At 40.1% G+C, this 25734-nt stretch carries 28 protein-coding genes; 22 read left to right on the plus strand and 6 right to left on the minus strand.

What is annotated here, in order from left to right; translation table 11 throughout:
- Positions 1-81: 81 nt before the first annotated feature.
- The 6 genes from E2626_RS10670 (at position 82) to recO (ending at position 5562) form a co-directional block, all read left to right on the plus strand.
- Entirely contained in the window at positions 82-2229 is a 2148-nt protein-coding gene (locus E2626_RS10670; protein ID WP_134381734.1) for an HD family phosphohydrolase, read from the plus strand.
- Positions 2226-2702 carry an rRNA maturation RNase YbeY gene (ybeY, locus tag E2626_RS10675; protein WP_134381735.1) on the plus strand — a complete coding sequence of 159 codons (477 nt, stop codon included), beginning with the start codon at positions 2226-2228 and terminating at the stop codon, positions 2700-2702. The genes E2626_RS10670 and ybeY overlap by 4 nt, the downstream gene beginning before the upstream one ends.
- A gap of 2 nt (positions 2703-2704) precedes the next feature.
- Entirely contained in the window at positions 2705-3067 is a 363-nt protein-coding gene (locus E2626_RS10680; RefSeq protein WP_134381736.1) for a diacylglycerol kinase family protein, read from the plus strand.
- A gap of 403 nt (positions 3068-3470) precedes the next feature.
- On the plus strand, positions 3471-3872 hold the full coding sequence (locus tag E2626_RS10685) for a cytidine deaminase (protein WP_134381737.1): 402 nt from the start codon (positions 3471-3473) through the stop codon (positions 3870-3872).
- On the plus strand, positions 3862-4767 hold the full coding sequence (gene era / locus E2626_RS10690; RefSeq protein ID WP_134381738.1) for a GTPase Era: 906 nt from the start codon (positions 3862-3864) through the stop codon (positions 4765-4767). Before E2626_RS10685 ends, era begins: the two co-directional genes overlap by 11 nt.
- Before the next feature lie 24 nt (positions 4768-4791).
- Positions 4792-5562 carry a DNA repair protein RecO gene (recO, locus tag E2626_RS10695; RefSeq protein ID WP_134381739.1) on the plus strand — a complete coding sequence of 257 codons (771 nt, stop codon included), beginning with the start codon at positions 4792-4794 and terminating at the stop codon, positions 5560-5562.
- 219 nt (positions 5563-5781) lie between these two features.
- On the opposite strand, the gene E2626_RS10700 is transcribed toward recO, so the two are convergent.
- On the minus strand, positions 5782-7161 hold the full coding sequence (locus tag E2626_RS10700) for a glycine--tRNA ligase (RefSeq protein ID WP_134381740.1): 1380 nt from the start codon (positions 7159-7161) through the stop codon (positions 5782-5784).
- Positions 7162-7536: 375 nt separating this feature from the next.
- Here E2626_RS10700 and ccpN point away from each other — a divergent pair, with 375 nt between their 5' ends.
- The 10 genes from ccpN (at position 7537) to E2626_RS10750 (ending at position 17261) form a co-directional block, all read left to right on the plus strand.
- Complete coding sequence (gene ccpN, locus E2626_RS10705) at positions 7537-8175, plus strand: transcriptional regulator CcpN (protein WP_134381741.1); 639 nt, start codon at positions 7537-7539, stop codon at positions 8173-8175.
- A gap of 12 nt (positions 8176-8187) precedes the next feature.
- Positions 8188-8997, plus strand: a complete 810-nt coding sequence (locus E2626_RS10710) for a pyruvate, water dikinase regulatory protein (protein ID WP_134381742.1) — start codon at positions 8188-8190, stop codon at positions 8995-8997.
- Between the two features lie 216 nt (positions 8998-9213).
- The gene (locus tag E2626_RS10715) at positions 9214-9681 is read left to right on the plus strand and encodes a YaiI/YqxD family protein (RefSeq protein WP_244094296.1); all 468 of its coding nucleotides are present in this window, start codon (positions 9214-9216) and stop codon (positions 9679-9681) included.
- Between the two features lie 48 nt (positions 9682-9729).
- Positions 9730-11532, plus strand: a complete 1803-nt coding sequence (gene dnaG, locus E2626_RS10720; RefSeq protein WP_134381743.1) for a DNA primase — start codon at positions 9730-9732, stop codon at positions 11530-11532.
- 22 nt (positions 11533-11554) lie between these two features.
- Positions 11555-12685, plus strand: a complete 1131-nt coding sequence (rpoD, locus tag E2626_RS10725) for an RNA polymerase sigma factor RpoD (protein WP_134381744.1) — start codon at positions 11555-11557, stop codon at positions 12683-12685.
- Positions 12686-12774: 89 nt separating this feature from the next.
- The gene (locus tag E2626_RS10730; RefSeq protein WP_134381745.1) at positions 12775-13320 is read left to right on the plus strand and encodes a hypothetical protein; all 546 of its coding nucleotides are present in this window, start codon (positions 12775-12777) and stop codon (positions 13318-13320) included.
- Positions 13321-13407: 87 nt separating this feature from the next.
- Entirely contained in the window at positions 13408-14550 is a 1143-nt protein-coding gene (locus tag E2626_RS10735) for an acyl-CoA dehydrogenase family protein (protein WP_134381746.1), read from the plus strand.
- 158 nt (positions 14551-14708) lie between these two features.
- Entirely contained in the window at positions 14709-15182 is a 474-nt protein-coding gene (gene cccA / locus E2626_RS10740) for a cytochrome c550 (RefSeq protein WP_134381747.1), read from the plus strand.
- A 265-nt stretch (positions 15183-15447) separates the two neighbouring features.
- Positions 15448-16146 carry a tRNA (adenine(22)-N(1))-methyltransferase gene (locus E2626_RS10745; protein WP_134381748.1) on the plus strand — a complete coding sequence of 233 codons (699 nt, stop codon included), beginning with the start codon at positions 15448-15450 and terminating at the stop codon, positions 16144-16146.
- On the plus strand, positions 16143-17261 hold the full coding sequence (locus E2626_RS10750; RefSeq protein WP_134381749.1) for a Nif3-like dinuclear metal center hexameric protein: 1119 nt from the start codon (positions 16143-16145) through the stop codon (positions 17259-17261). The genes E2626_RS10745 and E2626_RS10750 overlap by 4 nt, the downstream gene beginning before the upstream one ends.
- Before the next feature lie 26 nt (positions 17262-17287).
- Here the strand turns inward: E2626_RS10750 and E2626_RS10755 are convergent, their stop codons facing one another.
- On the minus strand, positions 17288-18262 hold the full coding sequence (locus E2626_RS10755) for a 4-hydroxy-3-methylbut-2-enyl diphosphate reductase (protein WP_134381750.1): 975 nt from the start codon (positions 18260-18262) through the stop codon (positions 17288-17290).
- A gap of 70 nt (positions 18263-18332) precedes the next feature.
- Positions 18333-18653: a VrrA/YqfQ family protein gene (vrrA, locus tag E2626_RS10760; RefSeq protein WP_134381751.1), complete on the minus strand. Its 321-nt coding sequence runs from the start codon at positions 18651-18653 to the stop codon at positions 18333-18335.
- A gap of 144 nt (positions 18654-18797) precedes the next feature.
- Here vrrA and E2626_RS10765 point away from each other — a divergent pair, with 144 nt between their 5' ends.
- Together E2626_RS10765 and E2626_RS10770 are read left to right on the plus strand one after the other, a co-directional pair.
- Positions 18798-20099, plus strand: coding sequence for a DEAD/DEAH box helicase (locus E2626_RS10765; RefSeq protein WP_134381752.1), 1302 nt, complete (start codon positions 18798-18800; stop codon positions 20097-20099).
- 15 nt (positions 20100-20114) lie between these two features.
- Positions 20115-21011 carry a deoxyribonuclease IV gene (locus E2626_RS10770; RefSeq protein ID WP_134381753.1) on the plus strand — a complete coding sequence of 299 codons (897 nt, stop codon included), beginning with the start codon at positions 20115-20117 and terminating at the stop codon, positions 21009-21011.
- 37 nt (positions 21012-21048) lie between these two features.
- Here E2626_RS10770 and E2626_RS10775 read toward each other — a convergent pair whose 3' ends face one another.
- Entirely contained in the window at positions 21049-21279 is a 231-nt protein-coding gene (locus E2626_RS10775; RefSeq protein ID WP_134381754.1) for a hypothetical protein, read from the minus strand.
- A gap of 173 nt (positions 21280-21452) precedes the next feature.
- Between E2626_RS10775 and E2626_RS10780 the strand changes: the two genes are divergently transcribed.
- From E2626_RS10780 to E2626_RS10790, 3 genes are read left to right on the plus strand one after another with little or no spacing between them, the layout of a single operon-like run.
- Positions 21453-22223 carry a metal ABC transporter ATP-binding protein gene (locus tag E2626_RS10780; protein WP_134381755.1) on the plus strand — a complete coding sequence of 257 codons (771 nt, stop codon included), beginning with the start codon at positions 21453-21455 and terminating at the stop codon, positions 22221-22223.
- Positions 22224-23063 (plus strand): metal ABC transporter permease, encoded by an 840-nt coding sequence (locus E2626_RS10785; RefSeq protein WP_134381756.1) that lies wholly within the window; start codon positions 22224-22226, stop codon positions 23061-23063. It begins immediately after the preceding gene.
- A 16-nt stretch (positions 23064-23079) separates the two neighbouring features.
- Positions 23080-23490 (plus strand): Fur family transcriptional regulator, encoded by a 411-nt coding sequence (locus E2626_RS10790; protein WP_134381757.1) that lies wholly within the window; start codon positions 23080-23082, stop codon positions 23488-23490.
- Positions 23491-23520: 30 nt separating this feature from the next.
- Here the strand turns inward: E2626_RS10790 and E2626_RS10795 are convergent, their stop codons facing one another.
- On the minus strand, positions 23521-24099 hold the full coding sequence (locus E2626_RS10795; RefSeq protein WP_134381758.1) for a 5' nucleotidase, NT5C type: 579 nt from the start codon (positions 24097-24099) through the stop codon (positions 23521-23523).
- A 118-nt stretch (positions 24100-24217) separates the two neighbouring features.
- Between E2626_RS10795 and E2626_RS10800 the strand changes: the two genes are divergently transcribed.
- Positions 24218-24565 carry a DUF4190 domain-containing protein gene (locus E2626_RS10800; protein WP_134381759.1) on the plus strand — a complete coding sequence of 116 codons (348 nt, stop codon included), beginning with the start codon at positions 24218-24220 and terminating at the stop codon, positions 24563-24565.
- Between the two features lie 34 nt (positions 24566-24599).
- On the opposite strand, the gene ispG is transcribed toward E2626_RS10800, so the two are convergent.
- Positions 24600-25700: a flavodoxin-dependent (E)-4-hydroxy-3-methylbut-2-enyl-diphosphate synthase gene (gene ispG, locus E2626_RS10805; RefSeq protein WP_208528141.1), complete on the minus strand. Its 1101-nt coding sequence runs from the start codon at positions 25698-25700 to the stop codon at positions 24600-24602.
- Positions 25701-25734: the final 34 nt, after the last annotated feature.

Below are 25734 nucleotides of genomic sequence, written 5' to 3' on the forward strand. Positions count from 1 at the left end.
TCGTATCGTTACAATTTTTGCTATACTATAAATAAAGTTGATTCTAAATTCTTACATACTAGTTTTCCGGGAGAGGATTTTATGCAGAAATGGGTCCGAAATATGAAGGATCTTCTAAATTATACGTTCTTTAAATGGATTCTATTAACGATCATAGGTCTGGCTTCTTTTCTGCTGCTTTTATCACATGTTAGTCCCGATACATACAATACCAGACTTTTCTCAGTAGCGGAGGAAACAATCCGATCTCCTAAAACGATCGTCGATGAGCGATTATCTGAAGCAGAAAGAGAACGTGCTGCTTCAGAAGTTGAAGAAGTCTATCAATATAAACCTGAAATCACCAATAACCGGACTTCATTAATCAGTTCGATCTTTGATTTTGCGCAGGAATTTAACATATCTGCAGAAGAAGACGTACCTCCCGCAGACCAGGTCGTATCGAACGAAATGCTGGAAAATCTAAAAGAAGCATTATCTGAAGACGTATCAGAAAACGTAACAGAATTCATCAGCGACCAGACTTTCATACAGCTTCTTGCAGCTACTGATCAGGGACTTGAAGATGCAAAGGGGATCACAATCGATCAGGTGGAGCGGGTCATGCAGGAGCCATTTAAACAGGAAGAAGCAGCTTTAAAGAAAAATAGTGCTGCTGAATATGTTGCCCAGTTTACATTAAGTGATGATTTAAAGAGTGCATCAATGGATCTAGCAAAATTTGCGGTCGTTGAAAATAATATTTTAGATCCTGAACAGACTGAAGCCCGTATCGCTCAGGCAGTTGAGGCAGTTGACCCGGTCCAAATCCTGGAGGGACAGGTAATTGTTCAAAAAGGATATTTGATTGACCGGGATGTATACAGACAACTTGAAGCACTCGGATTAACAACAAGTAATACGAGTACTGAGCCATTTATAGGGTTAGCTTTATTTTCATTATTAATCATGTTAATCATCCATTTCCATTTTTCATCCTGGAAAATAAACGAAGAATCTAAAGGTCTATACTTAGTTTTAGTCAGTATCATTCTCATACTGTCACTTTCACTGATGAAAGCTGCTGAGTTAGTCAGAGAGCTTGAAGTCCTGCAGGTTGCATACCTGTTTCCTGCTGCAATGGCACCTATGTTGCTGAAAAGTATGATCAATACAAGAGTGGCGTTAATCATTACAATGATTCAGGCACTTTGTGCGAGTATTATTTTTAACGATATGATGACTGGTGCAATCAATGTTGAAGTGTCATTGTATTTCCTATTCAGTGGACTGGCGGGAATTCTGTTCTTATCAGATAACAGGAGAAGAACTCACTTACTGAGGGCAGGATTATTTGTATCTGTTGCGAATCTGATCTTCCTGTTTTCGATTACGCTGATTGAAAGCGGTCAGTTATCTGCCATTGATTATACAATTTTTGCAGTGTATGCAGTGATCTCAGGGGTTTTTGCTTCAATATTAACGATCGGACTGCTCCCTTTATTTGAATCAGGCTTTGGTATTTTATCAACGATGAAGCTGGTGGAACTTTCCAACCCGAATCATCCTTTATTAAAGAAGATTCTGACTGAAGCACCAGGTACTTATCATCATAGTGTGATGGTAGCGAACCTTGCAGAGGCTGGTTGTGAAGCGATCGGAGCGAATGGCCTGTTAGCACGGGTAGGATGCTACTATCATGATATTGGTAAAACAAAGAGACCACACTATTTTATCGAAAATCAGATGTCGGGCCATAATCCCCATGATCATTTGGATCCGCAAACATCGCGTGATATTATTATTGCTCATGCAAAAGAAGGTGCAGATCTTCTTCGCAAGTACAAGCTGCCAAATGAATTTATTGATATTGCTGAGCAGCATCATGGTACCACACTGTTGAAATATTTTTATTATAAAGCGAAAGAAAAAGGGCTTGAGCCTGATGAAGATTCATACAGGTACCCCGGCCCCAGACCTCAAACCAGGGAAGCTGCAGTTATCTCTATAGCTGACAGTGTTGAGGCAGCTGTCCGTTCTATGAAAGAGCCCACACCCGAAAAAATAAAAAAACTGGTTGAATCAATTATTCAGGACAGGCTGCAGGATGGACAATTTAATGAATGCGATATTACCATTAAGCAGCTTGAAACAATTAAGAAAGTCTTATGTGAAACGATGAACGGTATTTTTCATTCGAGAATTGAATATCCCGAATTTAAAAAAGAAGAGAGGAAGAAGGAAGCATGACAACACTACTCATTGATTATATTGACGAAACATCACTGCTGTCAGAGGAAGATACAAAATTAATTAGCGACCTTCTTTCATTTGCGGCAAAAGAAGAAGGCGTTGTTGATGCTGAATGTTCAATATCATTTGTGACAAACGAGCACATTCAGGAAATCAACCATGAATACAGAGGAAAAAATAAGCCGACAGATGTCATTTCATTTGCGCTTGAAGAAATGACTGATGAAGAAGTACACATTACAAATGACTTAGACATGCCCAGAATGCTTGGTGATATTATTATTTCAGTTGAAAAAGCAAAAGAACAGGCTGATGAGTATGGCCATTCCTTCACAAGAGAACTTGGTTTTCTGGCGCTGCACGGCTTTCTTCATCTGTTAGGGTATGACCATATGACTGAGAGTGATGAGACAGTGATGTTTGGAAGACAGAATGAATTATTGAAGGAATTTGGTCTGACGAGGTCCTGATGATGAAACCGAAGAAATTCTTGCTTTCTTTTAAATATGCCGGTCATGGTTTAAAGGATGTTTTCAATCAGGAACAGAACTTTAGAATTCATTCAGTGGCTGCTCTTTTAACAATCTCAGCAGGTTTCATTTTTCGTATAACACTGATTGAGTGGCTGGTTATTATCATTGCCATCGGAAATGTATTGGCACTCGAATTGATTAATACAGCGGTGGAAAGAACTGTTGATCTGATCTCACCTGAGGATCATCCGCTTGCGAAAAAGGCAAAAGATGCAGGGGCAGCTTCAGTTTTAATATTTTCCTGTGCTGCTGCGATTGCAGGGGCAGTCATTTTTATACCAAAGGTGCTCTCATTATTATAATAAGCCGCAGAAAAATATAGAGTTTTTGATTATAAGCAAAAGAAAGATGATGTTCTCTGTTTCCTGAACACCATTCTTCTTTACATTAAATTAACTTTATAGAAACTTAGGTTCATTGTAGCGGAAGGCGTGGACTCCGAGACGATTAGCCTGTCAGCAGAGACCCCGCAGTCGAAGACAAGGAGGCTCTGTGCAGGCCGTCCGGAAAGCCTAAGTCTGAAGCGTAAATGAACCGGCCTCTTTTATAGACTTTTTCAGTGGCTTCTTTTTATAATACAGAGTTTTTTCATTAACTTACTGATCATTTATAGTATAATGATGTAGAAGGAGAATTACTTAACCGTTTCGGTGAGTCTTCTCCTTTTTTTAACCCGAAAATTTACTTATTAAAGGAGTACTAACCATGGATTTTAATCAACTTATTAAAGAAGCTAAAGAAGCACGTGAAAAAGCTTACGTGCCTTATTCTAAATTTAAAGTCGGTGCTGCACTGCTGACTGAAGATGGCAAAGTGCATCACGGCTGTAATATTGAAAATGCAGCTTACAGCATGTGTAACTGTGCTGAGCGTACAGCATTGTTTAAAGCATTTGCAGAAGGCGACCGTAAATTTAAAGCGATCGCAGTCGTAGCTGATACGAAACGTCCTGTGCCGCCATGCGGAGCCTGCCGTCAGGTAATCGCAGAACTTTGTCCGCAGGAAATGACAGTCTACTTAACAAATTTATCAGGGGATATTCAGGAACTGACTGTTGCTGAACTGCTTCCTGGTGCATTTATGCCGGAGGATTTAAATGGAGAATAAACACAAATCAGGATTTATATCAATTGTAGGCAGACCAAATGTAGGAAAATCAACATTTCTGAACCGTGTAATCGGTCAAAAAATTGCCATCATGAGCGATAAGCCTCAAACAACAAGAAATAAAATTCAAGGGGTACTGACGACAAATGACAGTCAGATGATTTTTATCGATACACCTGGCATTCATAAACCAAAGCATAAGCTTGGTGACTTCATGATCAAAATGGCGACAAATACTTTTCGTGAGGTTGACCTGATCTTATTTATGATTAATGTGGATGAGGGGTATGGTCGTGGTGATGAATATATTATGGACCTGCTCAAGGATGTAAAAACTCCTGTCTTTTTAGTATTGAACAAAATTGACACAGTGCAGCCGGATGATTTACTGCCAATTATTGATCAATATAGAACAAAATTTAATTTTACTGAAATTGTTCCGATTTCCGCTCTCGAGGGGAATAATGTGGAAGTATTATTGAATCAAATCTCTGAATATCTGCCGGAAGGACCTCAATATTATCCGGCTGATCAGGTGACGGACCACCCGGAAAGATTTATTATATCTGAATTGATCCGTGAGAAAGCACTGCATATGACACGTGAAGAAATTCCGCATTCAATTGCAGTTTCAATTGAGCAGATTAAAAAAGAAAATGGCAGAGAAGTCGTTGATATTATGGCTACAATTGTGGTGGAGAGGGACTCCCAAAAAGGCATTGTCATTGGTAAAAGAGGGGCAATGCTGAAGGAAATTGGTCAACGGGCAAGAGAAGATATCGAAAATCTCCTGGGATCAAAAGTATATCTTGAATTATGGGTGAAAGTACAAAAAGACTGGCGCAATAAAGCGAACAGCTTAAGAGATTTCGGTTTTAATGATAAGGAATATTAAGCCTGTCTAAAGGAGATCTGACGAATGCTTCATAAATGTGAAGGAATTGTCATCCGGGCAAGAGATTACGGTGAAACGAATAAAGTCGTGACACTCTATACAAGAGAACTGGGGAAGGTGGCACTGATGGCGCGAGGCGCTAAGAAAACAAACAGCCGCCTTTCTTCTGTTTCTCAAATGTTTACACATGGTATTTATCTTTATCATGGTGGAAGTGGAATGGGTTCACTGCAGCAGGGTGACATGATTAGTTCATCCAGGACAATGAAAGAGGATCTTTATAAAGCTGCCTATGCTTCATATATGGCTGAACTGCTCGATAAGGCTGTGGAAGACAAAAAACCGAATCCTTTTTTATTTGAGTTGATGCAGCAGTCATATGCGCTGATCAACGAAGGATACGATGAAGAAGTCATCTGCTATATTTTTGAGTTGAAGCTTTTACCGTTATTTGGTGTGCAGCCCGTTTTAAACCAGTGTGTTAATTGCGGATCAGGTGAAGGGGACTTCTCTTTTTCATTCAGAATGAATGGCTTTTTATGTCACCGCTGTTCACACCTTGACGATTACCGGTTACCACTTAGCAGCAAGGCAGTAAGAATGATCAGGCTTTTTTACTTCATCGACCTTCAGCGCCTTGGTAAAGTTTCGCTTCAGGAAAGCACGAAGCAGGAACTTAAAAAGGTAATCAGAACGTATTATGATGAATATGTAGGCGTTTATGCAAAATCAAGATCATTTCTCGATCAAATGGAGCACATGAAGAAAACGATGGAAGGTCCTGAAAACAAATAAAAAGCGTGCGAATAAGTAATCGCACGCTTTTTTTATATATAAAATTTGATGTAAGATCATTAGCGTTGATCGCAGTGGAAGGCGGTGTCTCCAGCGCGATAAGCGTGACAGCTGAGACCCCGCAGAGCTTTAGCTCGAGGAGGCTCAGCGCACCCCGCGTGGAAAGTGTCCGCCTGGAACGGAGATCAAACGCCAAGGTCTTAATTCAATCTTTGAGGATTAAAATTTAATCTTATCTTCAATGAACGACTGAACTTCAGCAATCGGCATACGGATCTGTTCCATCGTATCACGATTACGTACAGTCACCTGCTGGTCTTCAAGAGAATCGAAATCAAACGTAATGCAATAAGGCGTGCCGATTTCATCCTGTCTTCTATAGCGCTTACCAATTGACTGCGACTCGTCATAATCAACCATAAAGTGCTGTGACAGCTGTTCAAATACTTTGATGGCCTCTCCACCCAGCTTTTTAGAAAGAGGCAGTACGGCAGCTTTGTAAGGCGCTAGTGCAGGGTGGAACCTGAGGACAGTTCTGCTGTCATTTTCAAGTTCTTCCTGTTCATAAGCATCACACAGAAAAGCAAGTGTTACGCGGTCAGCTCCAAGTGATGGCTCGATGCAGTAAGGAACGTACTTTTCATTTGTCTGCTGATCAAGATAAGTGAAGTCTTCATTTGAATGCTCCATATGCTGTTTCAGGTCAAAGTCTGTACGGTCAGCGATGCCCCAAAGTTCGCCCCAGCCAAATGGGAACTTGAACTCTATATCAGTCGTCGCGTTACTATAATGAGAAAGTTCATCTTCATCGTGGTCTCGCAGTCGCATACTGTCTTCTTTCATACCAAGATTGAGCAGCCAGTTTTTACAAAATTCTCTCCAGTAGCCAAACCATTCGAGGTCTTCGCCCGGCTTACAGAAAAACTCAAGCTCCATCTGTTCAAATTCCCGTGTACGGAATGTGAAGTTACCAGGTGTGATTTCATTTCTGAAACTTTTACCAATTTGACCAATTCCAAAAGGAACCCGCTTTCTCATTGTACGCTGAACATTTTTAAAGTTAACGAAAATTCCCTGTGCAGTTTCAGGGCGGAGGAAGATCTCATTCGTTGATCCTTCAGTAACACCCTGGTGCGTTTTGAACATTAAATTAAACTGTCTGATATCAGTGAAGTCTTTTGCACCACAAGTAGGACAGGCAACATCATATTCTTCAATCAGTTCTGACATTCTGCTGAAAGGAAGTCCATCAACAATAATTTCTTCACCTTTAGCCTCAATCGCCGCTTCAATCAGCTTATCGGCACGGTGTCTTGATTTACAGCTTTTACAATCGATCATCGGATCATTAAAGTTTCCAATATGTCCCGAAGCTTCCCACGTTTTAGGGTTCATCAGAATTGATGCATCAAGACCGACATTATGCGGAGATTCCTGAATGAATTTTTTCCACCAGGCTTTTTTGATGTTATTCTTCAATTCGATACCCAGAGGACCGTAATCCCAAGTGTTTGCAAGACCTCCATAGATTTCAGAACCTGGAAATACAAAACCTCTGTGTTTTGCTATGTGTACGATATCATCCATATTTTTGCTCATATAATCCCACTCCTTTTAAGTGAATCTTGCTGTGCAATATAAAAAGCACCGTCCCTGGACTAGATTGATCTAGTCCAGGGACGGTGCTTTTTGACCGCGGTTCCACCCTGGTTGGTGCATGATAGCACCCGCCTTAATTCGCTGCATTGCTCCGGAGTGCCGTTTCCCTTTAACCCGGGCTTTCACCATTCCCGGTCGCTTTCAACAAGGTACTTATATCTCCTTCATAGCGCACATCATTTATCTTTTAACAATCCTACCACTCTTTCTTTGAATAAACAATAAAAACATGTTTCAGGTTTAAATCATTTACTATGATGATGCATTCATTTAGTATATAATATTGGGAAACAGTATAACACTATTGAGTTTTGGGTGGTGAATAACATCGAATTGAATAAAAGGCAAACCCAGATTCTGCAGATCGTAAAAGCAGATGGTCCAATTACAGGCGAACAGATTGCAGTCAGGCTTCACTTGACACGAGCCACATTGCGACCGGATTTAGCAATTTTAACAATGGCCGGTTTTCTGGATGCAAGACCCAGAGTCGGGTATTTTTATTCGGGAAAATCAGGCACACAGCTATTGACTGAAAACCTGAAAAAGCTGCATGTAAAGGATTATCAGTCCATGCCGGTGGCAGTTCAGGACAATGTATCAGTTTATGATGCGATCTGCCATATGTTTTTAGAAGATGTTGGTACATTATTCGTGCTTGACCAGCAGGGTCACTTAGCAGGAGTTGTATCACGTAAAGATCTTCTCAGAGCAAGCATTGGGCAACAGGATTTAACGAGCCTCCCTGTCAATGTTATTATGACGAGGATGCCGAACGTTACTTATTGCAAGCCGGATGACCTTTTAGTTTCTGTCGCTTCAAAATTAATCAGTAAACAAATTGATTCTCTGCCCGTCGTAAAAAAAACAGATACAGGATTCGAAGTTTCAGGCAGAATAACAAAAACAAATATTACTAAAGCATTTGTCAGCTTGTCAAAGGATGAAGGATAGGATGGTGGAGTCATGAACGAAGTCAATGTTTATGTCGTATCGGACTCGGTCGGTGAAACTGCTGAACTTGTTGCTAAAGCAAGTGTCAGTCAGTTCCGTCAGTCAAGAAAGGCAATTACAATTAAACGGTTTCCTTATATAGAAGACAAAGGACATGTTGATGAAGTCGTGTTGCTCGCCAAAGAAAATCAGGCGATTATTGTCTACACGCTTGTAAAACCACACATACGATCTTACATAGAGGAGCAAGTCAAAAAACATAAACTGACTGCTCACGATGTAATGGGGCCGATTGTTTCTTCATTGCAGGAAGTGTGTGAAGAGTCCCCGATTAATGAACCGGGAATGGTCCATGACCTTGATGAAGATTATTTCAGAAAAATAGAAGCAATCGAATTTGCTGTAAAATACGATGATGGCAGGGATCCCAGAGGAATTTTAAAAGCGGATATTGTATTGGTTGGTGTTTCAAGGACTTCGAAAACCCCTCTGTCACAGTATCTTGCACACAAGAGGCTGAAAGTTGCAAACGTTCCTCTTGTTCCGGAAATAGATCCTCCGGAGGAATTGTTCATGGTCAGTCCTGACAAGTGTTACGGGCTGAAAATCAGTTCTGATAAATTAAATCATATTAGAAAAGAAAGATTAATTGCACTCGGACTTAAAGACGATGCAACGTACGCGAAAATGGAAAGAATTAAAGAAGAATTGAAGCATTTTGACAATGTGATCAGCAGAATGAATTGCCCTGTAATTGATGTAACCAATAAAGCAGTTGAAGAAACTGCAAATGTGATCTTAAACGATTTAATGAATGTGTGAGGCTGAAACAGATGTCTAAAAGGCATCTGTTTTTGAGTGTCTCTCCAATTACTCCAGCGTTTCTCAGGTAACTAGTTTATACAAAGGAAAAATATTCAACCGTATAAATGATAAAAAATAATGGCGGCAATCTCACAAATGTACTATAATAAAAAATTGTGATAAAAAGATACGCTAAAAAAGGATTTTTGCGTAAAAATGCAGAATGGTACCTTTATGAATAACATGAAAAAAATTAATATTTTTGTAGATGCCGATGCTTGTCCTGGAGCAATAAAAGATTTAATCCTCGAATATGCATCACACGTTAACATCAGATTTATTGCAACTTATAACCATTACAGTGCGGATGCCGACCAGTCGTTGTGGACTTTTATTGATGAAGGAAGCGAGGCTGCTGACCTTTATATTATGAACAGGGTCTATCCTGGTGATTTAGTCATCACACAGGATATCGGTCTGGCATCTCTCGTTCTGGCAAAAGGGGTTTATGCAATTTCACCCCGGGGAAAAGAGTACAATCAAGATACGATTGAAACCAGCCTGTCATTCAGATATTTGTATCAGGAAGAAAGAAAAAAAGGAAGGTTTCATTCGGGTCCAAAGAAAGCTTCTTCACATGACCTGGACGCTTTTTCAAAACTGCTCACAAAGTTTTTGACTAAAAATGCAGGAAAAAATTGATTTTTGACGAATCATTACAGTATCACAGGTTAAGTTGGTGGTGAATAAGTGTCAGAAAGAATACCGGAAGAAGTTGTAGACCAAATAAGGTTAAACACGGATATCGTCGATGTGATCAGTGAATATGTACAGTTAAAAAAGCAGGGACGTAATTACTTTGGTCTTTGTCCTTTTCATGGAGAAAACTCGCCCTCTTTTTCAGTGTCACCGGAAAAACAGATTTTTCACTGTTTTGGCTGCGGTGCCGGAGGGAATGTCTTTACTTTTTTAATGGATCACAACGGGATGTCTTTTCAGGAGGCAGTAGCATCGCTTGGTGAAAAATCAGATGTGCCATTTCAATTCACCTCTGAAGAGATTGAACCAAGTCATGCAAATCTTAATGAAAGATCGCAATTGGAAGGCATCAGTCTTCTTGAAAAACTGTTCCATCATTTGCTTATGAATACAGAAGAGGGTCATGATGCGCTGGAATATCTTTTGAATCGCGGGTTTAACGAATCTCAACTTAACCAATATAAGGTTGGATGGGCGCTGCCCGGTTGGGAGACTGCTGCGAAACTGCTCGAAAAAAAAGGTTTTGATCTTTCGTTAATGGAAGACGCGGGACTTTTAATTAAAAGAGATGATGGATCATATTTTGACCGTTTCAAAAATCGCGTTATGTTCCCGATTGAAGATTCGAAAGGCAGGACAGTTGGCTTTTCAGGACGGATTATTTCACCTGAGAAAAATGAACCAAAATATCTTAACAGCCCTGAAACACCTTTATTTCAAAAAAACAGTTTACTATTTAATTTTCATAGAGCCAGAGGCGCGATCAGAAAAGAAAAATTTGCTGTCTTATTTGAAGGTTTTGCAGATGTGATTGCTGCATCAGAAACAGTATCGAATGCTGTTGCAACTATGGGTACATCTCTGACAAAGCAACACATCCAGCAGATCAAGAGGCTGACTGATACTGTTGTAATCTGCTACGATGGAGATCATGCAGGTACTGAAGCTGCTTATAAGTCTTCCAGGGAATTGGCTTCAAACGGTATGACTGTAAAAGTTGCCAAACTTCCTTCTGGAGAAGATCCTGATGACTACATTCAAAAATTTGGAGCTGAGAAGTTCAGAACGGACATTATTCAGCAGCCATTGTCACTTATGGCATTCAAGATGTGGTATTTACGTTCCGGGAAAAGTCTTCAGTCGGAAGATGGAAGATTATCTTATATTAATGCTGTATTGCCGGAAATTTCCGAATTAAGCAGTGCGGTTGAGAAAGAACTTTATTTAAAACAGCTGTCAGATGATACGGGTGTTTCTTTTTCATCTCTTGAAGAACAAATGAAAAGTTACTCACCCGTGCAAAAACAGATTCAGGTAATTCCGGAATCTGTTCAGCCTCAAAAGAAGTCATCTATATTAAAGGCTTATCAGAGAGCGGAGAGATATCTGCTTGCCTATATGATGACCGGAAATGAAACAGCTTATTCAGTCCGGGATCTAATGGCGGACATGTCTTTTCATTCAGATGATTATCAGGCAATTTATACGTATCTTCTTGCATATGTGGAAGAAGGCGGATCACTGGAGCCCGGTGCTTTTATTGAATATTTACCGGATCGGCATTTGCGTTCAGCTGCATCAGAATTAACAATGCTGGAATTAAATGCCGAAGTAACAAAAGCAGAATTAGCAGATTATATTAATGAATTGAATAAGCATAAACAATTGATTTTGATCAAACAAAAAGAAGCCGAGCTAAAGCAGGCCGAACAAATGAATGATATAAAAACAGCCACAGCACTTGGAATGGAAATTTTCCAATTGTGGAAAGCTCTAAAAGGGCAACATCGTTAGGAAGTTGGAAGGAGGGGGACCAATGGCTGAGAAGTCAACACGTTCCAAGCAGACAGAACCTGAAACAGCAACACTGGAATCAGTAAAAGCACAATTATTAGAAGCAGCGAAAAAAAATGGTGAAATTACCTATGAAGATATTGCTGAAAAACTGGCAGGGTTTGAATTAGATACAGAACAAATAGAAGAATTTTACGAGCAAATCGGTGAGCAGGGCGTAGAAGTATTGAAAGAAAATGCTGAAGCGGATCCTTCTGTGACAGAATTAGGTAAAGAAGCTGAAGAAGAATTCGACTTGAACGATTTAAGCGTTCCTCCAGGTGTTAAAATTAATGACCCGGTGAGAATGTATCTGAAAGAAATTGGCCGGGTGGATCTTCTATCTGCGCAGGAAGAAATTAATCTTGCAACAAGAATTGAAGAAGGCGATGAAGAAGCGAAAAGACGTCTTGCAGAAGCAAACCTTCGACTGGTAGTCAGTATCGCTAAGCGTTACGTCGGAAGAGGGATGCTGTTTCTGGATTTAATTCAGGAAGGTAATATGGGTCTGATTAAGGCTGTTGAAAAGTTTGACCACAGTAAAGGGTTTAAATTCAGTACTTACGCCACTTGGTGGATCAGACAGGCAATTACGCGTGCGATTGCTGACCAGGCGCGAACGATTCGAATCCCGGTTCATATGGTGGAAACGATAAACAAACTGATTCGTGTGCAGCGCCAGCTCCTTCAGGATTTAGGAAGAGAGCCTTCCCCTGAAGAAATTTCAGAAGAAATGGATCTGACTCCTGAAAAAGTAAGAGAAATTCTTAAAATAGCACAGGAACCGGTTTCCCTTGAAACACCAATCGGAGAGGAAGACGATTCTCATCTCGGAGATTTCATTGAAGATTCCGAGGCACAGTCTCCATCTGATCATGCTGCTTATGAGTTATTAAAAGAACAGTTAGAAGATGTACTGGATACACTGACTGACCGTGAAGAAAATGTATTGCGTCTGCGATTTGGTCTTGATGACGGACGTACCCGCACGCTCGAGGAAGTCGGTAAAGTGTTCGGTGTAACGAGAGAACGTATCAGGCAAATTGAGGCTAAGGCTTTAAGAAAACTGCGTCATCCGAGCAGAAGTAAACGTCTGAAAGATTTTCTTGAATAAAAAGCTGGCATCTGCCAGCTTTTTTTTTACCTTTTTTTTCTTTCTCTAATCCAGTATAGTCAATTACATAAGGCCATGGAGGTTGGGAAATGGATAAAAAGAGAAAAGAAGTTATTATAAATGAGATTAAATACTGGAAACAAAATAAACTTCTCCCGGAAGCTTATTGCGATTTCTTAATAAATTTATATACGAGCGGAGAGTATGAAGAATCAAAAGAAATGGAAGAAAAAAAAGTTAGTAAAGAAACCAGTCATAAACAAAATATATTTGTTGCAGGATTTACACTTGCCGGGAGCTTATTAGCCGTTACTGCACTCGTTTTTGGAGAACTGGCATTAGTGATTCAGGCGATCATATCCATATTAATCAGTGTAGGTATCATGATTGTCAGCTTCAGGCCCAGTGCGTCACCGGCCGTCAAAATATTCAGCAGAATTATTGCCGCCTTTGTCATACTTCTCCTGTCCATCGAAGTTTGGCGTTACTACTACAATGGGGATATAACAATTCTCTACATCATCATTGGTTTTCAGTGTGTCGTCTGGACAATAGCAGGAGTCCTGTTTAAACAGCATTATTTTACCGTCTCAGGCATTTTAGGAACAATTGTATTACTCATTTTACTGTTTTAAATATTGCGGAAAAAATTTAAGACTGTGACTTTTCAGTCTTTTCTTTTATAATGATAATGTAAGCGCATTCAAACAAGGGGGATTAACATGAATTTTGATTTGACTCAAGAACAGCAAATGATCCAGCGGACGATTAGGGAATTTTCACAGGATAGGGTTGCACCCGGTGCACTCGATCGTGATCGCAATAAAGAATTTCCAAAAGAGATCTTTAAAGAATTGTCATCATTGGGGATGATGGGCCTGCCATTTCCGGAAGAATTCGGAGGTGCAGGAGGAGATACGACCAGCTTTGCCATTGTTACTGAAGAATTAAGCAGAGCATGCGGATCTACCGGGATTACTTATTCGGCTCACATATCTCTTGGAGGTGCGCCAATCAATATGTTTGGCACACAGGAACAGAAAGAGAAGTACTTAACAAGAATCTGCTCAGGGGAATCGTTTGGTTCTTTTGGGCTAACAGAGCCAAATGCAGGTTCAGACGCTGGGGGCACTCAGACTTCAGCTAAAGAAATAAACGGATCTTATGTGATCAGTGGAAATAAGAGCTATATTACGAATGCAAGTTATGCTAAATTCCTGGCATTAACAGCTGTGACAGGAAATAATGAAGGCAAGAAAGAAATCAGTGCAATTATTGTGCCGACAGATGCAGACGGGTTCAAGGTAATTGATAATTATGAAAAAATGGGTCTGCATTCATCAAATACAACAGAACTTGTTTTAGATGAAGTATCAGTTCCAGCAGAAAATCTGCTTGGGAAGAAGGGCGAAGGCTTCAGACAATTCCTGATGACATTAGACGGTGGAAGAATCGGAATTGCAGCAATGGCAGTTGGAATTGCACAGGCTGCATACGAGCGAGCGCTCAGTTACTCAAAAGAAAGAATGCAGTTTGGTAAAAGCATTTCATCTTTTCAGGCGACACAATTCAAACTTGCAGATATGGCAATGAAAATAGAGTTAGCCAGAAATATGACTTATAAAGCAGCCTGGTTAAAAGATCAGGGGAGAAAATTTACGAAAGAAGCTTCGATGGCAAAACTTTATGCATCTGAAATATGCATGGAAGTTTGTGATGAAGCAATTCAAATTCACGGAGGCTACGGATACATGAAAGAGTATCATGTAGAAAGATATCTTCGTGACGCCAAACTGCTTGAAATCGGAGAGGGAACATCCGAAATTCAAAGAATGGTGATTTCAAGAGAAATCGGCGCCTATTAAGTTTTTTTTATTGTTTGTGTCTAAAATGCGACAAAAGGGGAAAAGTTGAGTATTGGGTCTTTCCGATTCCCATAAAGTAAAGTAAAATATGAATTGTTCATACCTGCAATTATAGGGTTGATAATTACATATTTTTTGTTAAAAGGGAGGGTAAACTATTGAATAAGAATCCGATTATTCCATTTTTATTAATTATGGTATTAGGTTTCGGTGTCGTTTTCTTCATGTCGGTTCAGGGTCTTGATGACTCAGAAGAGATGGCAGGAGAAGAAGAAGGCGGCGGTGAAGAAGCATCAGGCGGTGACTTCGATCCTGAAGCACATTACCAGAGCACTTGTATCGGCTGTCACGGTGAAAACTATGAAGGTGCTAGCGGACCGGCACTTGAAGGTGTTGGAGAAAGACTTTCAACTGATGAAATCGCTGACATCATGGTAAACGGTCAGGGCGGAATGCCTGGCGGTCAGGTTGATGAGGAAAATGCTGATCAAATGGCTGAATGGGTAGCACAAATTGGAGCTGAAGGCGGCGGTGAAGAAGGCGCTGAGGAAGGTTCTGAAGAAGAGTCAGAAGAAGGCGGAGACGCTGAAGAAGGATCTGAAGAAGAATCTTCTGAAGAGGATGCAGCTTAATCTGCTTATATTTAAAGATAACAAGGGGCGGCCGTCAACGGTTGGCCCCTTTTTCGACATGAAGGGGTCAACCTTTTATAAATGGCTTTGTTAAAGCTTTTGTTGTTTTTTTATGGCTGGTGGTTGGGAGTATATGGTGGTGACTCCTTTGCCCGCCAGCGAAAAACATTCGCCTGAAGTGAAAACCAATAGCCAAATTTAGCAAAGCTTTTAAAAAAAGAAATAAACTTTTTTTGTGAGATGCCGTTAAAAAGGACGTGTAAAAATGAATAGCAATCAATTATCTCAAAGGTTGAAAGCTGTAGCGGATTATGTAGAACCGGGAGAAACTGTTGCAGATATAGGATCAGATCATGCCTATCTCCCATGTTACCTTGTGAAAGCCAACAAAGTATCTCAGGCGATTGCAGGTGAAGTAGTTGAAGGTCCATACCAATCAGCTGTTAATCAGGTGAAAGAAGATAAACTGACTCGTCATATTGACGTAAGAAAAGGAAATGGGTTAACTGTCATTCAGCCTGGTGAAGTAACAACTGTGACGATCGCTGGTATGGGAGGTCCTCTGATCAGTGAAATCCTTGAAAAAGGGAAAGATCGATTAGAAGGCGTTCAAAAATTAATTCTTCAACCGAATATTAGCGCCATTTCAATCAGGCAGTGGCTGCAGGATAATGGTTGGCAGATAACGAATGAAAAAATTTTAGAAGAAGATCGTAAAATTTATGAAGTGATTCTAGCCGAACGCACGACTGAAATTCAAAAGTTGTCACAGCTCGAGCTTTTATTAGGCCCGGTTTTGTTAAAGGAGAAGTCCGATGTATTTAAACAAAAGTGGGAGCATGAACTTGTCCAGCTATTAAAAATAATGAAACAGATGGAAATGGCCGAACAGAGCCCTTCACTTAAAGAAAAGAAAAAGCAGTTAAGAGAAAAAATACTAATCATTGAGGAGGCGATTAAATGAAACAGGCAAACGGTCATCAGGTTGTGCAATTACTCGAACAATTTTCTCCTAAATCACTTGCGATGGAGGGTGACCCAATCGGTTTACAGACAGGTGCTTTAAATCAAAAAGTTTCGAAAGTCATGACAACGCTTGATGTTACGAATGAAGTGGTGGAGGAAGCAATTGAAAAAGGTGCAAACTTTATTATTGCTCATCATCCGCTTATTTTTCGTCCGTTAAAGTCAATAAACCTCGAAACGAATGCCGGACAAATCATTGAAAAATGTATTAAAAATGATATAACTGTATATGCTGCACATACGAACCTTGATGTAGCCAGAGGGGGCGTCAACGATATGCTGGCAAAAGCCCTAGGACTGAAAGACACTAAAGTTCTTGTACAAACGTATGAGGATACTTATAAAAAGTTAATCGCGTTCGTCCCCGAGAGTCATGCTTCAGAGGTGCGTGAAGCCATTACAGCAGCCGGAGCAGGGGACATTGGTGACTATTCTGCCTGTACATTTACTACAACCGGAACAGGAAGATTCCTACCTGGGGATCAGGCAGAGCCATTCATAGGCGAAAAAGGGAAAGTGGAAGAAGTGAATGAAGTCAAAGTTGAAAGTATCTATTTAGCTTCTCTAGAAAAGCAGGTTTTAAAAGCTTTAAAATCATCACACCCTTACGAAGAACCTGCGTATGATCTGTTTGAAGAGTCGATTCCGGGTGATTCATACGGTTTGGGGCGTATTGGTAAATTAAATGAACAGACTACCCTTGGAGAATTCTCTGAATATGTGAAAAAGCAATTGAACGTACCAGCATTAAGAGTAACAGGAAATCCGGATAAGAAAATAAAAAAAGCTGCTGTTTTAGGCGGTATGGGCAGTAAATACTATCAAACGGCGAAATTTGCCGGAGCGGATGTATATATTACAGGAGATGTAGATTTCCACACTGCCCAGGATGCTGAAGCAGCCGGCATTTCAATCATTGACCCAGGCCATCATGTAGAAGAAATCATGAAGTCAGGTTTAGCTTGTGAGCTGCGTTTGAGAGCGGAAGCTGATGGGTTGAATATTGAGTTTTTGCCATCTGAACAATCTACAGAGCCTTTCAGATTCATATAAAAAAGAGCTGCCGAGGCAGCTCTTTTTTATTTAGAATAAGGTAAAATCGTTTCAGGCTTGGTAGGTGTTTTTATTTTAGGCAGAATTTTTCCAAGTGGTACATTTTTTTCGCCTAACCATGTTTCCGGATCTTCCGGATCAAACTGGTTAACATAATTCATTACTTCTTTAACAATTGGAGTTGGTGTTGAGGCACCGGCAGTGACAGCCACAGTTTCACAGCCGAACAGCCACTCATGCTTAATTTCTGACACATCAGCAACCCGGTGTGCAGGTGTGCCGGCAATTTCTTCGGATACCTGTGCCAGCCGGTTTGAGTTATTACTCATAGGGTCGCCTACTACGATTAACAGATCAGCTTCACCTGCCTGTTCCGCAACTGCTTCCTGACGAACCTGAGTAGCCATGCAGATTTCTTTATGTTCTTCAGTATGTGGATATTTTTCCTTTACTTTAACCATGACATCGGCCACGTCCCACTGGCTCATTGTCGTTTGGTTTGTGACAATAATTTTATCATTATCAATATTCAGGCTTTCGACATCTCCCGGTTTTTCAACAAGATGCACAACGTCCGGAGCAACACCAACAGCACCTTCAGGCTCAGGATGTCCTTTTTTACCAATGTACACAATATGATAGCCTTCAGCTTTCTTCTGGCGTATCAAATCATGGGTTCTGGTTACATCAGGACATGTTGCATCTATCGAGATTAAACCTTTTTGACGGGCAATTTCACGTACCTCAGGGGATACCCCGTGTGCAGTGAAAATGACTGTTCCCTCATGAACCTTTTCAAGAATGTCTTTCCGATTCTCACCATCGAGCGTAATAATACCTTCTTCCTCAAATGCGTCTGTTACATGTTTATTATGAACGATCATGCCCAGAATATAGATAGGACGGGGCAGCGATTTATCCATTGCAGCATTTCTTGCGATCACCATTGCATCAACTACGCCATAACAATAGCCGCGCGGTGTTATTTTTAGTGTCTTCATCAGAATCCTCCTGCACGTAAGACTTTATACGTTCAGTATAAAGCAGATGAAGAGAAGGAACAATTAAAAGCTATATATAAAGCTTAGGAATTGACTCAGTTATTCTTACAGGTTCTTTTTTGGGGGGAATGTTACTTGAATCTTTTGTATCCTCCTTTTTTGTATTAGCATCTTCTAACTCATTAAATGCTTTATAAAGCCTCCACATTGCAGGGAAATTTTTAACCATTGGACCGTATTGCTGAACATATGGCATATACTGATTAGCTGTTTTAATAAATTGTTGAGCGGTTCCGGCCCATTTTTGCAGTGAAGCCAGGGAAATTGCAGTTGATCTGGGTGCAGTATTTACAACCTGATAAGGGAAGTAATACGGACGATAACCATACATGATATACACCTCCTGTACAGTGTTATCATATGCGGTAATTGATAAATTGGAGATGGTCTTCAGGATGAAGTTCAGATTTACATAGCTTTTTACTAAGAAAAGAATTATAATTAAGTTTTGATGCGAATAGAAGGAGTGACGTATATGTCATCATTTAAACAATATAATTTTCAAACATTTATTATGGATGCTATTGATAAATTAGGTTTTCGTTCACCTACACCGATTCAGGAAAAAATGATCCCTATGGTTCAACGAAAACAAAGTGCAATCGGACAGTCTCAGACAGGCACCGGAAAAACTCATTCATATTTACTTCCACTAATTAACGAGGTAAATAGTGAACGCCTGGAAGTCCAGGTTGTAATCACTGCTCCAACAAGAGAGCTGGCGAAACAGATTCACCAGGAAGTAAAATTACTGACTGAGAATACGTCGTTGACAAGTAAAGTTTTTGTAGGCGGTACTGATAAGCAGAGAACGATTGAAAAGCTTAAGCAGCAGCCTCAGATTGTAGTAGGAACACCTGGCAGAATTAATGATCTCGCCAAAGAACAGGCACTGCAGGTCTACACTGCACAGGCAATCGTCATTGATGAAGCGGATCTCATGCTTGAAATGGGCTTCCTTGAGGATGTGGATCAGATTGCTTCAAGAATGAAAGATGATCTTCAGATTTATGTGTTCTCAGCGACAATTCCTGAAAAACTGAAACCATTTTTGAAGAAGTATATGGAAAACCCTCAATATGCTCATATTGAACCTAAACAGATTCAGGCTGAAAATATTGAGTTTGTACTAGTGCCACAGAAGAGCAGATCTAGGGAGCATGTTCTTTTGGACACGCTTAACGCAATTAATCCTTATCTGGCCATCGTATTTACGAATACTAAATCAAAGGCTGATGATGTTGCAGACTTTCTTCTTAGTAAAGGGTTGAAAACCGGACGGATACATGGCGGTCTATCTCCTCGCGAGAGAAATAAAATGATGAAACAAGTCAGAGACCTTGAATATCAGTATATTGTTGCAACTGATTTAGCTGCACGAGGAATTGATATTCCTGGAGTAAGCCATATTATTAACTTTGAACTTCCTGAGGACCTGGACTTCTTCATTCACCGGGTAGGAAGAACTGCGCGTGCAGGACACTCTGGCACCGCCATTACGATCTATGAACCTTCAGATGAAGATGCGATTGCACAGATTGAAAAGAAAGGCATTAAGTTCAGTCATCAGGAGGTCAAAGCTGGTGAATGGGTAGTGCTGAATGACCGTCATAAACGATCAAGCCGTCCTAAAGGCGAAAATGAAATTGATAAAAAAGCAAAGTCTCTGATTCGTAAGCCTAAAAAGGTAAAACCGGGTTACAAGAAAAAAATGAATTACAAGATGGAACAAGTTAAAAAGAAAGAACGCAGAAAAAACAGACGAAATAATAGCTAATTGGGGGCAATCAGTATGTTGAAGATCGGATCACACGTATCTATGGGTGGCAAAAAAATGCTTCTCGGTGCTAGTGAAGAAGCTGTATCATACGGATCATCCACATTTATGATTTATACAGGAGCACCTCAAAACACGCGCAGAAAGCCGATTGAGGATTTGAATATTGAGGCAGGAATGGCTCATATGAAAGAACATGGCATGACAGACATTGTGGTACATGCTCCTTATATTATTAATATTGCGAACACGACAAAGCCTGAGACGTTTGAATTAGGCGTTAACTTTCTCAGGTCTGAAACAGAGAGAACAGCTGCTTTGGGTGCAAAACAAATTGTATTGCATCCCGGTGCACATGTCGGTGCAGGAGTGGATAAAGGAATAGAGAGAATCATCGAAGGGTTAAATGAAGTGCTGACTAAGGATCAGACAGTCCAGGTAGCATTAGAAACCATGGCTGGAAAAGGTACTGAAATTGGCCGCTCATTCGATGAAATCGCAAAAATTATTGATGGTGTTACACACAATGAAAGACTATCAGTATGCTTTGATACCTGCCACGTTCATGATGCAGGCTATGATATCGTCAAAGACTTTGACGGAGTGCTGGAAGAGTTCGATAGAATCGTAGGTCTTGACCGGATTAAAGTCGTTCATGTCAATGATAGTAAAAACCCAAAAGGTGCATCTAAAGACCGTCATGAAAATATTGGTTTCGGTCACATTGGTTACGAAGCAATAGAACGTATCGTTCATCATGAAGTGTTTGCTGAAATCCCGAAAATTCTGGAGACTCCTTATGTAGGAGAAGATAAGAAGAATAAAAAGCCGCCTTACAAACATGAAATTCAAATGCTACAAGGCAGATCGTTCAATGAAAAATTGATCGAAGAGATTGAAAAAAATGCATAAAAGACGGACTGTCTCCGGACAGTCCGTTTTTTAATGGTTAAAGAAAAGAAGCTGCCTTTAACAAAAGTTCTTTTATTCTCTTCCTTCCAATGACCTGTTCCATTTCTGACAGCAGTGATTGAATACAAGTGCGGTTTTCCTTCAATATCTGTTGGATTTTGCTGCATTCTGTAAGAGACATTGATACACCGATTGCTAAAAGGTATAACTGCATTTTTGCGGGTGAAAGCGTTAATAAGTAATCGATATTAAATGACTGGTTTTTCATATGTCCTCCTTCATTAACAATATTTAATGGATTGTCATACAATCAAAATTCGTTTGAAAACACCGATAAGTTTAAGCGGATGAAAAAGTTAAAATCGTTTACAGAACAAATATACAGGTGTATACTAATTAATTGTTAAAACGGAATCATTCTAATTTGAAAGAGGTGACAGGATGGACCGTCATGTTATCGAGTTAAAAGGTGTAAATTATCGCTACGACAAGGAACAGGTATTATCTGATATCAACCTTTCTATTCCAAAAGGTTCGTTTCTTGCAATCGTCGGACCGAATGGATCAGGGAAATCGACGATGCTTAAATTAATTCTTGGTTTGCTTAAGCCGAGAGATGGGGAAGTAAAGATTTTTGGACAACCTCTGTTAAAATTTAAAGAGTGGGAAAAAATCGGTTACGTATCACAGAAAGCGAATGCTTTTAATTCGGGATTCCCTGCTACTGTCTATGAAGTCGTTGCAAGTGGACTGACAAAGAAAGCAGGTTTGTTCAAAAGAGTGGAACGAAAATATAAAGACGAAATTATGAGTGCAATTAAAGCTGTTGACATGCAGGATTTTGTATATCGAAATATTGGTGAACTCTCAGGAGGACAGCAGCAGCGGATTTTCATCGCCAGAGCCATCGTTAGCCGCCCGGAAGTGTTGATTCTGGATGAGCCGACGGTAGGGGTAGATGCAAAAAACGTTCAGACATTTTATGATATGCTGGAACGTTTAAATGTTGAACTGGGAATTACGCTTGTTCTGGTTACACACGATACAGGAACAGTCTCAAATAAGATCACACATGTAGCCTGCTTAAATAACACACTGCACTTTCATGGAAGCGCAGCTGACTTTGAACAGGTTAAAGATCATGAGTTATCTGCGTTTTATGGTCATGATGTACAGACCATCCATCACGATCACAGTCACGGGGTGCACTAAATGATAGAGGCATTATTAAACTATGAATTTTTACAAAACGCATTTGCAGCAGGAATTTTAATTGGGCTTATTGCGCCTTTACTGGGAGCTTTTATAGTGGTCAGAAGGCTCTCGCTCATTGCTGATGCACTCAGTCATGTTACTTTATCAGGAATTGCAGCCAGCTTATTTCTGAGCAAAACAGTTGTGGCTTTTAACGGATTAAATCCATTGTGGCTTGGAATGGGATTTTCGGTTGCGGGATCATTATTAATCGAAAGGCTGAGATCTGTTTACAAACACTATCAGGAACTGGCGATTCCAATCCTTTTATCTGGTGGAATTGGTGTGGGTGTTATTTTTATATCACTTGCAGATGGTTTTAATACCGATTTATTCAGTTACTTGTTTGGCAGCGTCAGCGCTGTAGGCAGAAGTGATCTGTATTTAATTACTGGAATATCAATCATTGTATTGTTAGTTGTATCGCTTTTATATAAAGAACTTTTTCTGTTATCATTTGATGAAGAATTTGGTAAAGCATCCGGTCTGTCGACTAAAGTATTACACTTGATTTTTATGGTCATGACGGCACTGGTTATAGCAGCTTCAATGAGGATTGTCGGTATACTTCTGGTGTCATCATTAATGACGCTTCCTGTCGCGGCTGCAATGAGGCTCTCAAGAGGTTTTAAACAAACAATCGGATTGTCTGTTTTATTTGGTGAAATTGCGGTTGTCGTCGGTTTGATCAGTGCATTCTATTTAGATTTAGCACCAGGTGGTACAATTGTTGTCTCGTCAATTATCATATTGCTCGGAGCTATAGGTTTTCGAAATTGGTTCGCTGTAAAGAATTAACAATGGGGTGAGAGATGTGAACCTTCAGGAAGCAATTGAATTATTGAAGCAAGAGGGCTTTAAACAAACGGGTAAGAGAAAGATGATGCTGGAACTGTTCGATAAGCATGACCGCTACATGACAGCAAAAGAAGTACTTGAAGAAATGAGTCTGGAGTTTAAAGGATTAAGCTTTGATACGATATACAGAAACCTATCGACATTTGTCTCGCTGAACATTCTTGAAGAAACAGAACTATCAGGAGAGAAACACTTCAGGTTCGTCTGTAACAGTGGACACCATCATCATCATTTTATTTGTCTTGATTGTGGTAAAACAAGACAAATCCATACCTGTCCAATGTCAGCCCTGGATGAAAATTTGAGCGGGTATGACATTTCAGGTCACAAGTTTGAGATTTATGGTACATGTCCTGCATGCCAATAAAATATGGAATTAAAAAAACCCTTAGTTCGCTTATGTTTGCGAACTAAGGGTTTTTTCGAGCTTTTGGATCCACAAATTTGCCTCTTGCCATGAAAAAACTCTGATTACACCTTCAGGATGCGGTTTTCGGTTATATGGGGCATCAAATAGTAAAACAGGTATATCTGCTGACTCGTGTATGTCAACTGCGTTATCATGCTTATCTTCAAGAAAAAGCTCAATTTGGTGGTTCTGGACTGCCTGAAGTTTATTGTGTGATCCGGTTAGAATAATCTGATCAAAATGAATATTGTGCTGATCAAACCAGTTTTTTGTCAGATGATGATGTTCAGATCCGCGGGCACTGATATAAAAAAGCTCATGATCATGCTGTAAATGTTTTAATACAAGATCCGCCTGCTCGTTCAGCGGAGAATTTTCATAAATCTCTGCTTCTGAAGCTTGAAACCAGCGTGCAAAAGTTTCCGGGCTAATATCAGGCAATGCTTTCGTCAGATCATACTCTTTAATATCATCCAATTTCAGCTCTTTATCAAAAGCCTGATTGATATGAGGTATCAATGATGAAGGGCAAGTCACTGTTCCATCTATGTCAATTCCTAAACGCATGTTTATTTGCTCCTTTTACATTCTTTATCATTACCTTAACACAGAAAGACATTTTTTCCATACATAGATTTAAGGACTATGCTCAAGCTAAATGAAGAACGTGGAGGAGGGAATGTGATTGAATGATGAGAAAAATGAAGAAAAAAATAAAGAAATTCCTGAAGCGCAACAGTTTGATGAAGAGATAGGTAATGAACTCTCACAGATGAGTCCATCGTGGTATGCAGATACTGAACGGAAGAGAGACGGTGTCATTAAAAATACGAATAAGGGCATTTGGCTTGCTTATGCTTCAATTATCCTTGGGATTCTTGCTTTTTTCACCGCTCCTGTTATTTTTGGTGCGGCGGCCATTATTCTGGGGTTTCTTGCCAGAAGATCAAAAGAAGCAAAAGCAGGAGGCATTGGTATTGCGATCGGTCTCATTGCGATGCTCCTCGGAGTATTAATCTATCCATTATTTTAAAAAAATCTCCCGGCTGTTTGCCGGGAGATTTAGGTTAATTTTGTAAAGCTGCTTCTTCAGCCTGCTTTTTGTAATGTTCTTCAGCCAGTTTATCAATTTCAATTTTTAACTCTTCAACCATTGTTTCTTCAGGAACTTTACGTACAGTTTTTCCCTTCATAAAGAGAAGACCCTCGCCTCTTGCTCCTGCAATACCAATATCAGCCTCACGGGCTTCACCAGGACCGTTGACTGCACATCCAAGAACTGCAACCTTGAGTGGTGCTTTGATTGTTGAGATGTATTCTTCAACTTCATTTGCAATTGATATCAAATCAATTTCAATTCTTCCGCATGTTGGGCATGAAATCAGTGTAGCTGCATTTGAAGCAAGACCAAATGATTTCAGCAATTCTCTTGCAACTTTCACTTCTTCGACAGGATCAGCACTCAATGAAATGCGCAGTGTATTACCAATGCCTTTGCTTAGGATTGCGCCAAGGCCTGCTGCACTTTTAACAGTTCCTGCAAATAAAGTACCTGATTCAGTTATACCTAAATGAAGTGGATAATCAAAAGCTTTTGATGCTTTTTCATAAGCTTCAATCGCAAGGCTTACATCAGATGCTTTCATGGATACGATAATATCGTGAAAGTCCAGATCTTCAAGGATCTTGATATGATGAAGTGCACTTTCAACCATACCATCTGCTGTAGGATAACCATATTTCTCGACGATCTTTCTTTCAAGGCTGCCTGCGTTTACGCCTATACGAATTGGAATGTTTTTCGCTTTAGCAGCTTTCACAACAGCTTCTACTTTTTCTCGGCGGCCGATGTTACCTGGGTTAATTCTGATTTTGTCAGCGCCGCCTTCAATTGCTTTTAAGGCAAGCTTATAGTCGAAGTGAATATCCACTACTAATGGAATATTGATTCGTTTTTTTATTTCCGGAATTGCATCAGCAGCTCTTTCATCAGGACAGGCTACACGTACTACCTGGCAGCCGGCTTCTTCAAGACGAAGAATTTCTGCGACTGTCGCTTCAACATCATGTGTTTTTGTTGTCGTCATACTTTGAATAAAAAGTTCATTGCTTCCACCTATAGTTAAATCCCCGACTTTTACAGGGCGCGTATTCGAACGATGTGTAATTTCTCCCACCAGTCATTCGCTCCTTTATTGATTG

It is taken from the genome of Jeotgalibacillus salarius, assembly GCF_004405125.1.
Lineage (GTDB): Bacteria > Bacillota > Bacilli > Bacillales > Jeotgalibacillaceae > Jeotgalibacillus > Jeotgalibacillus salarius.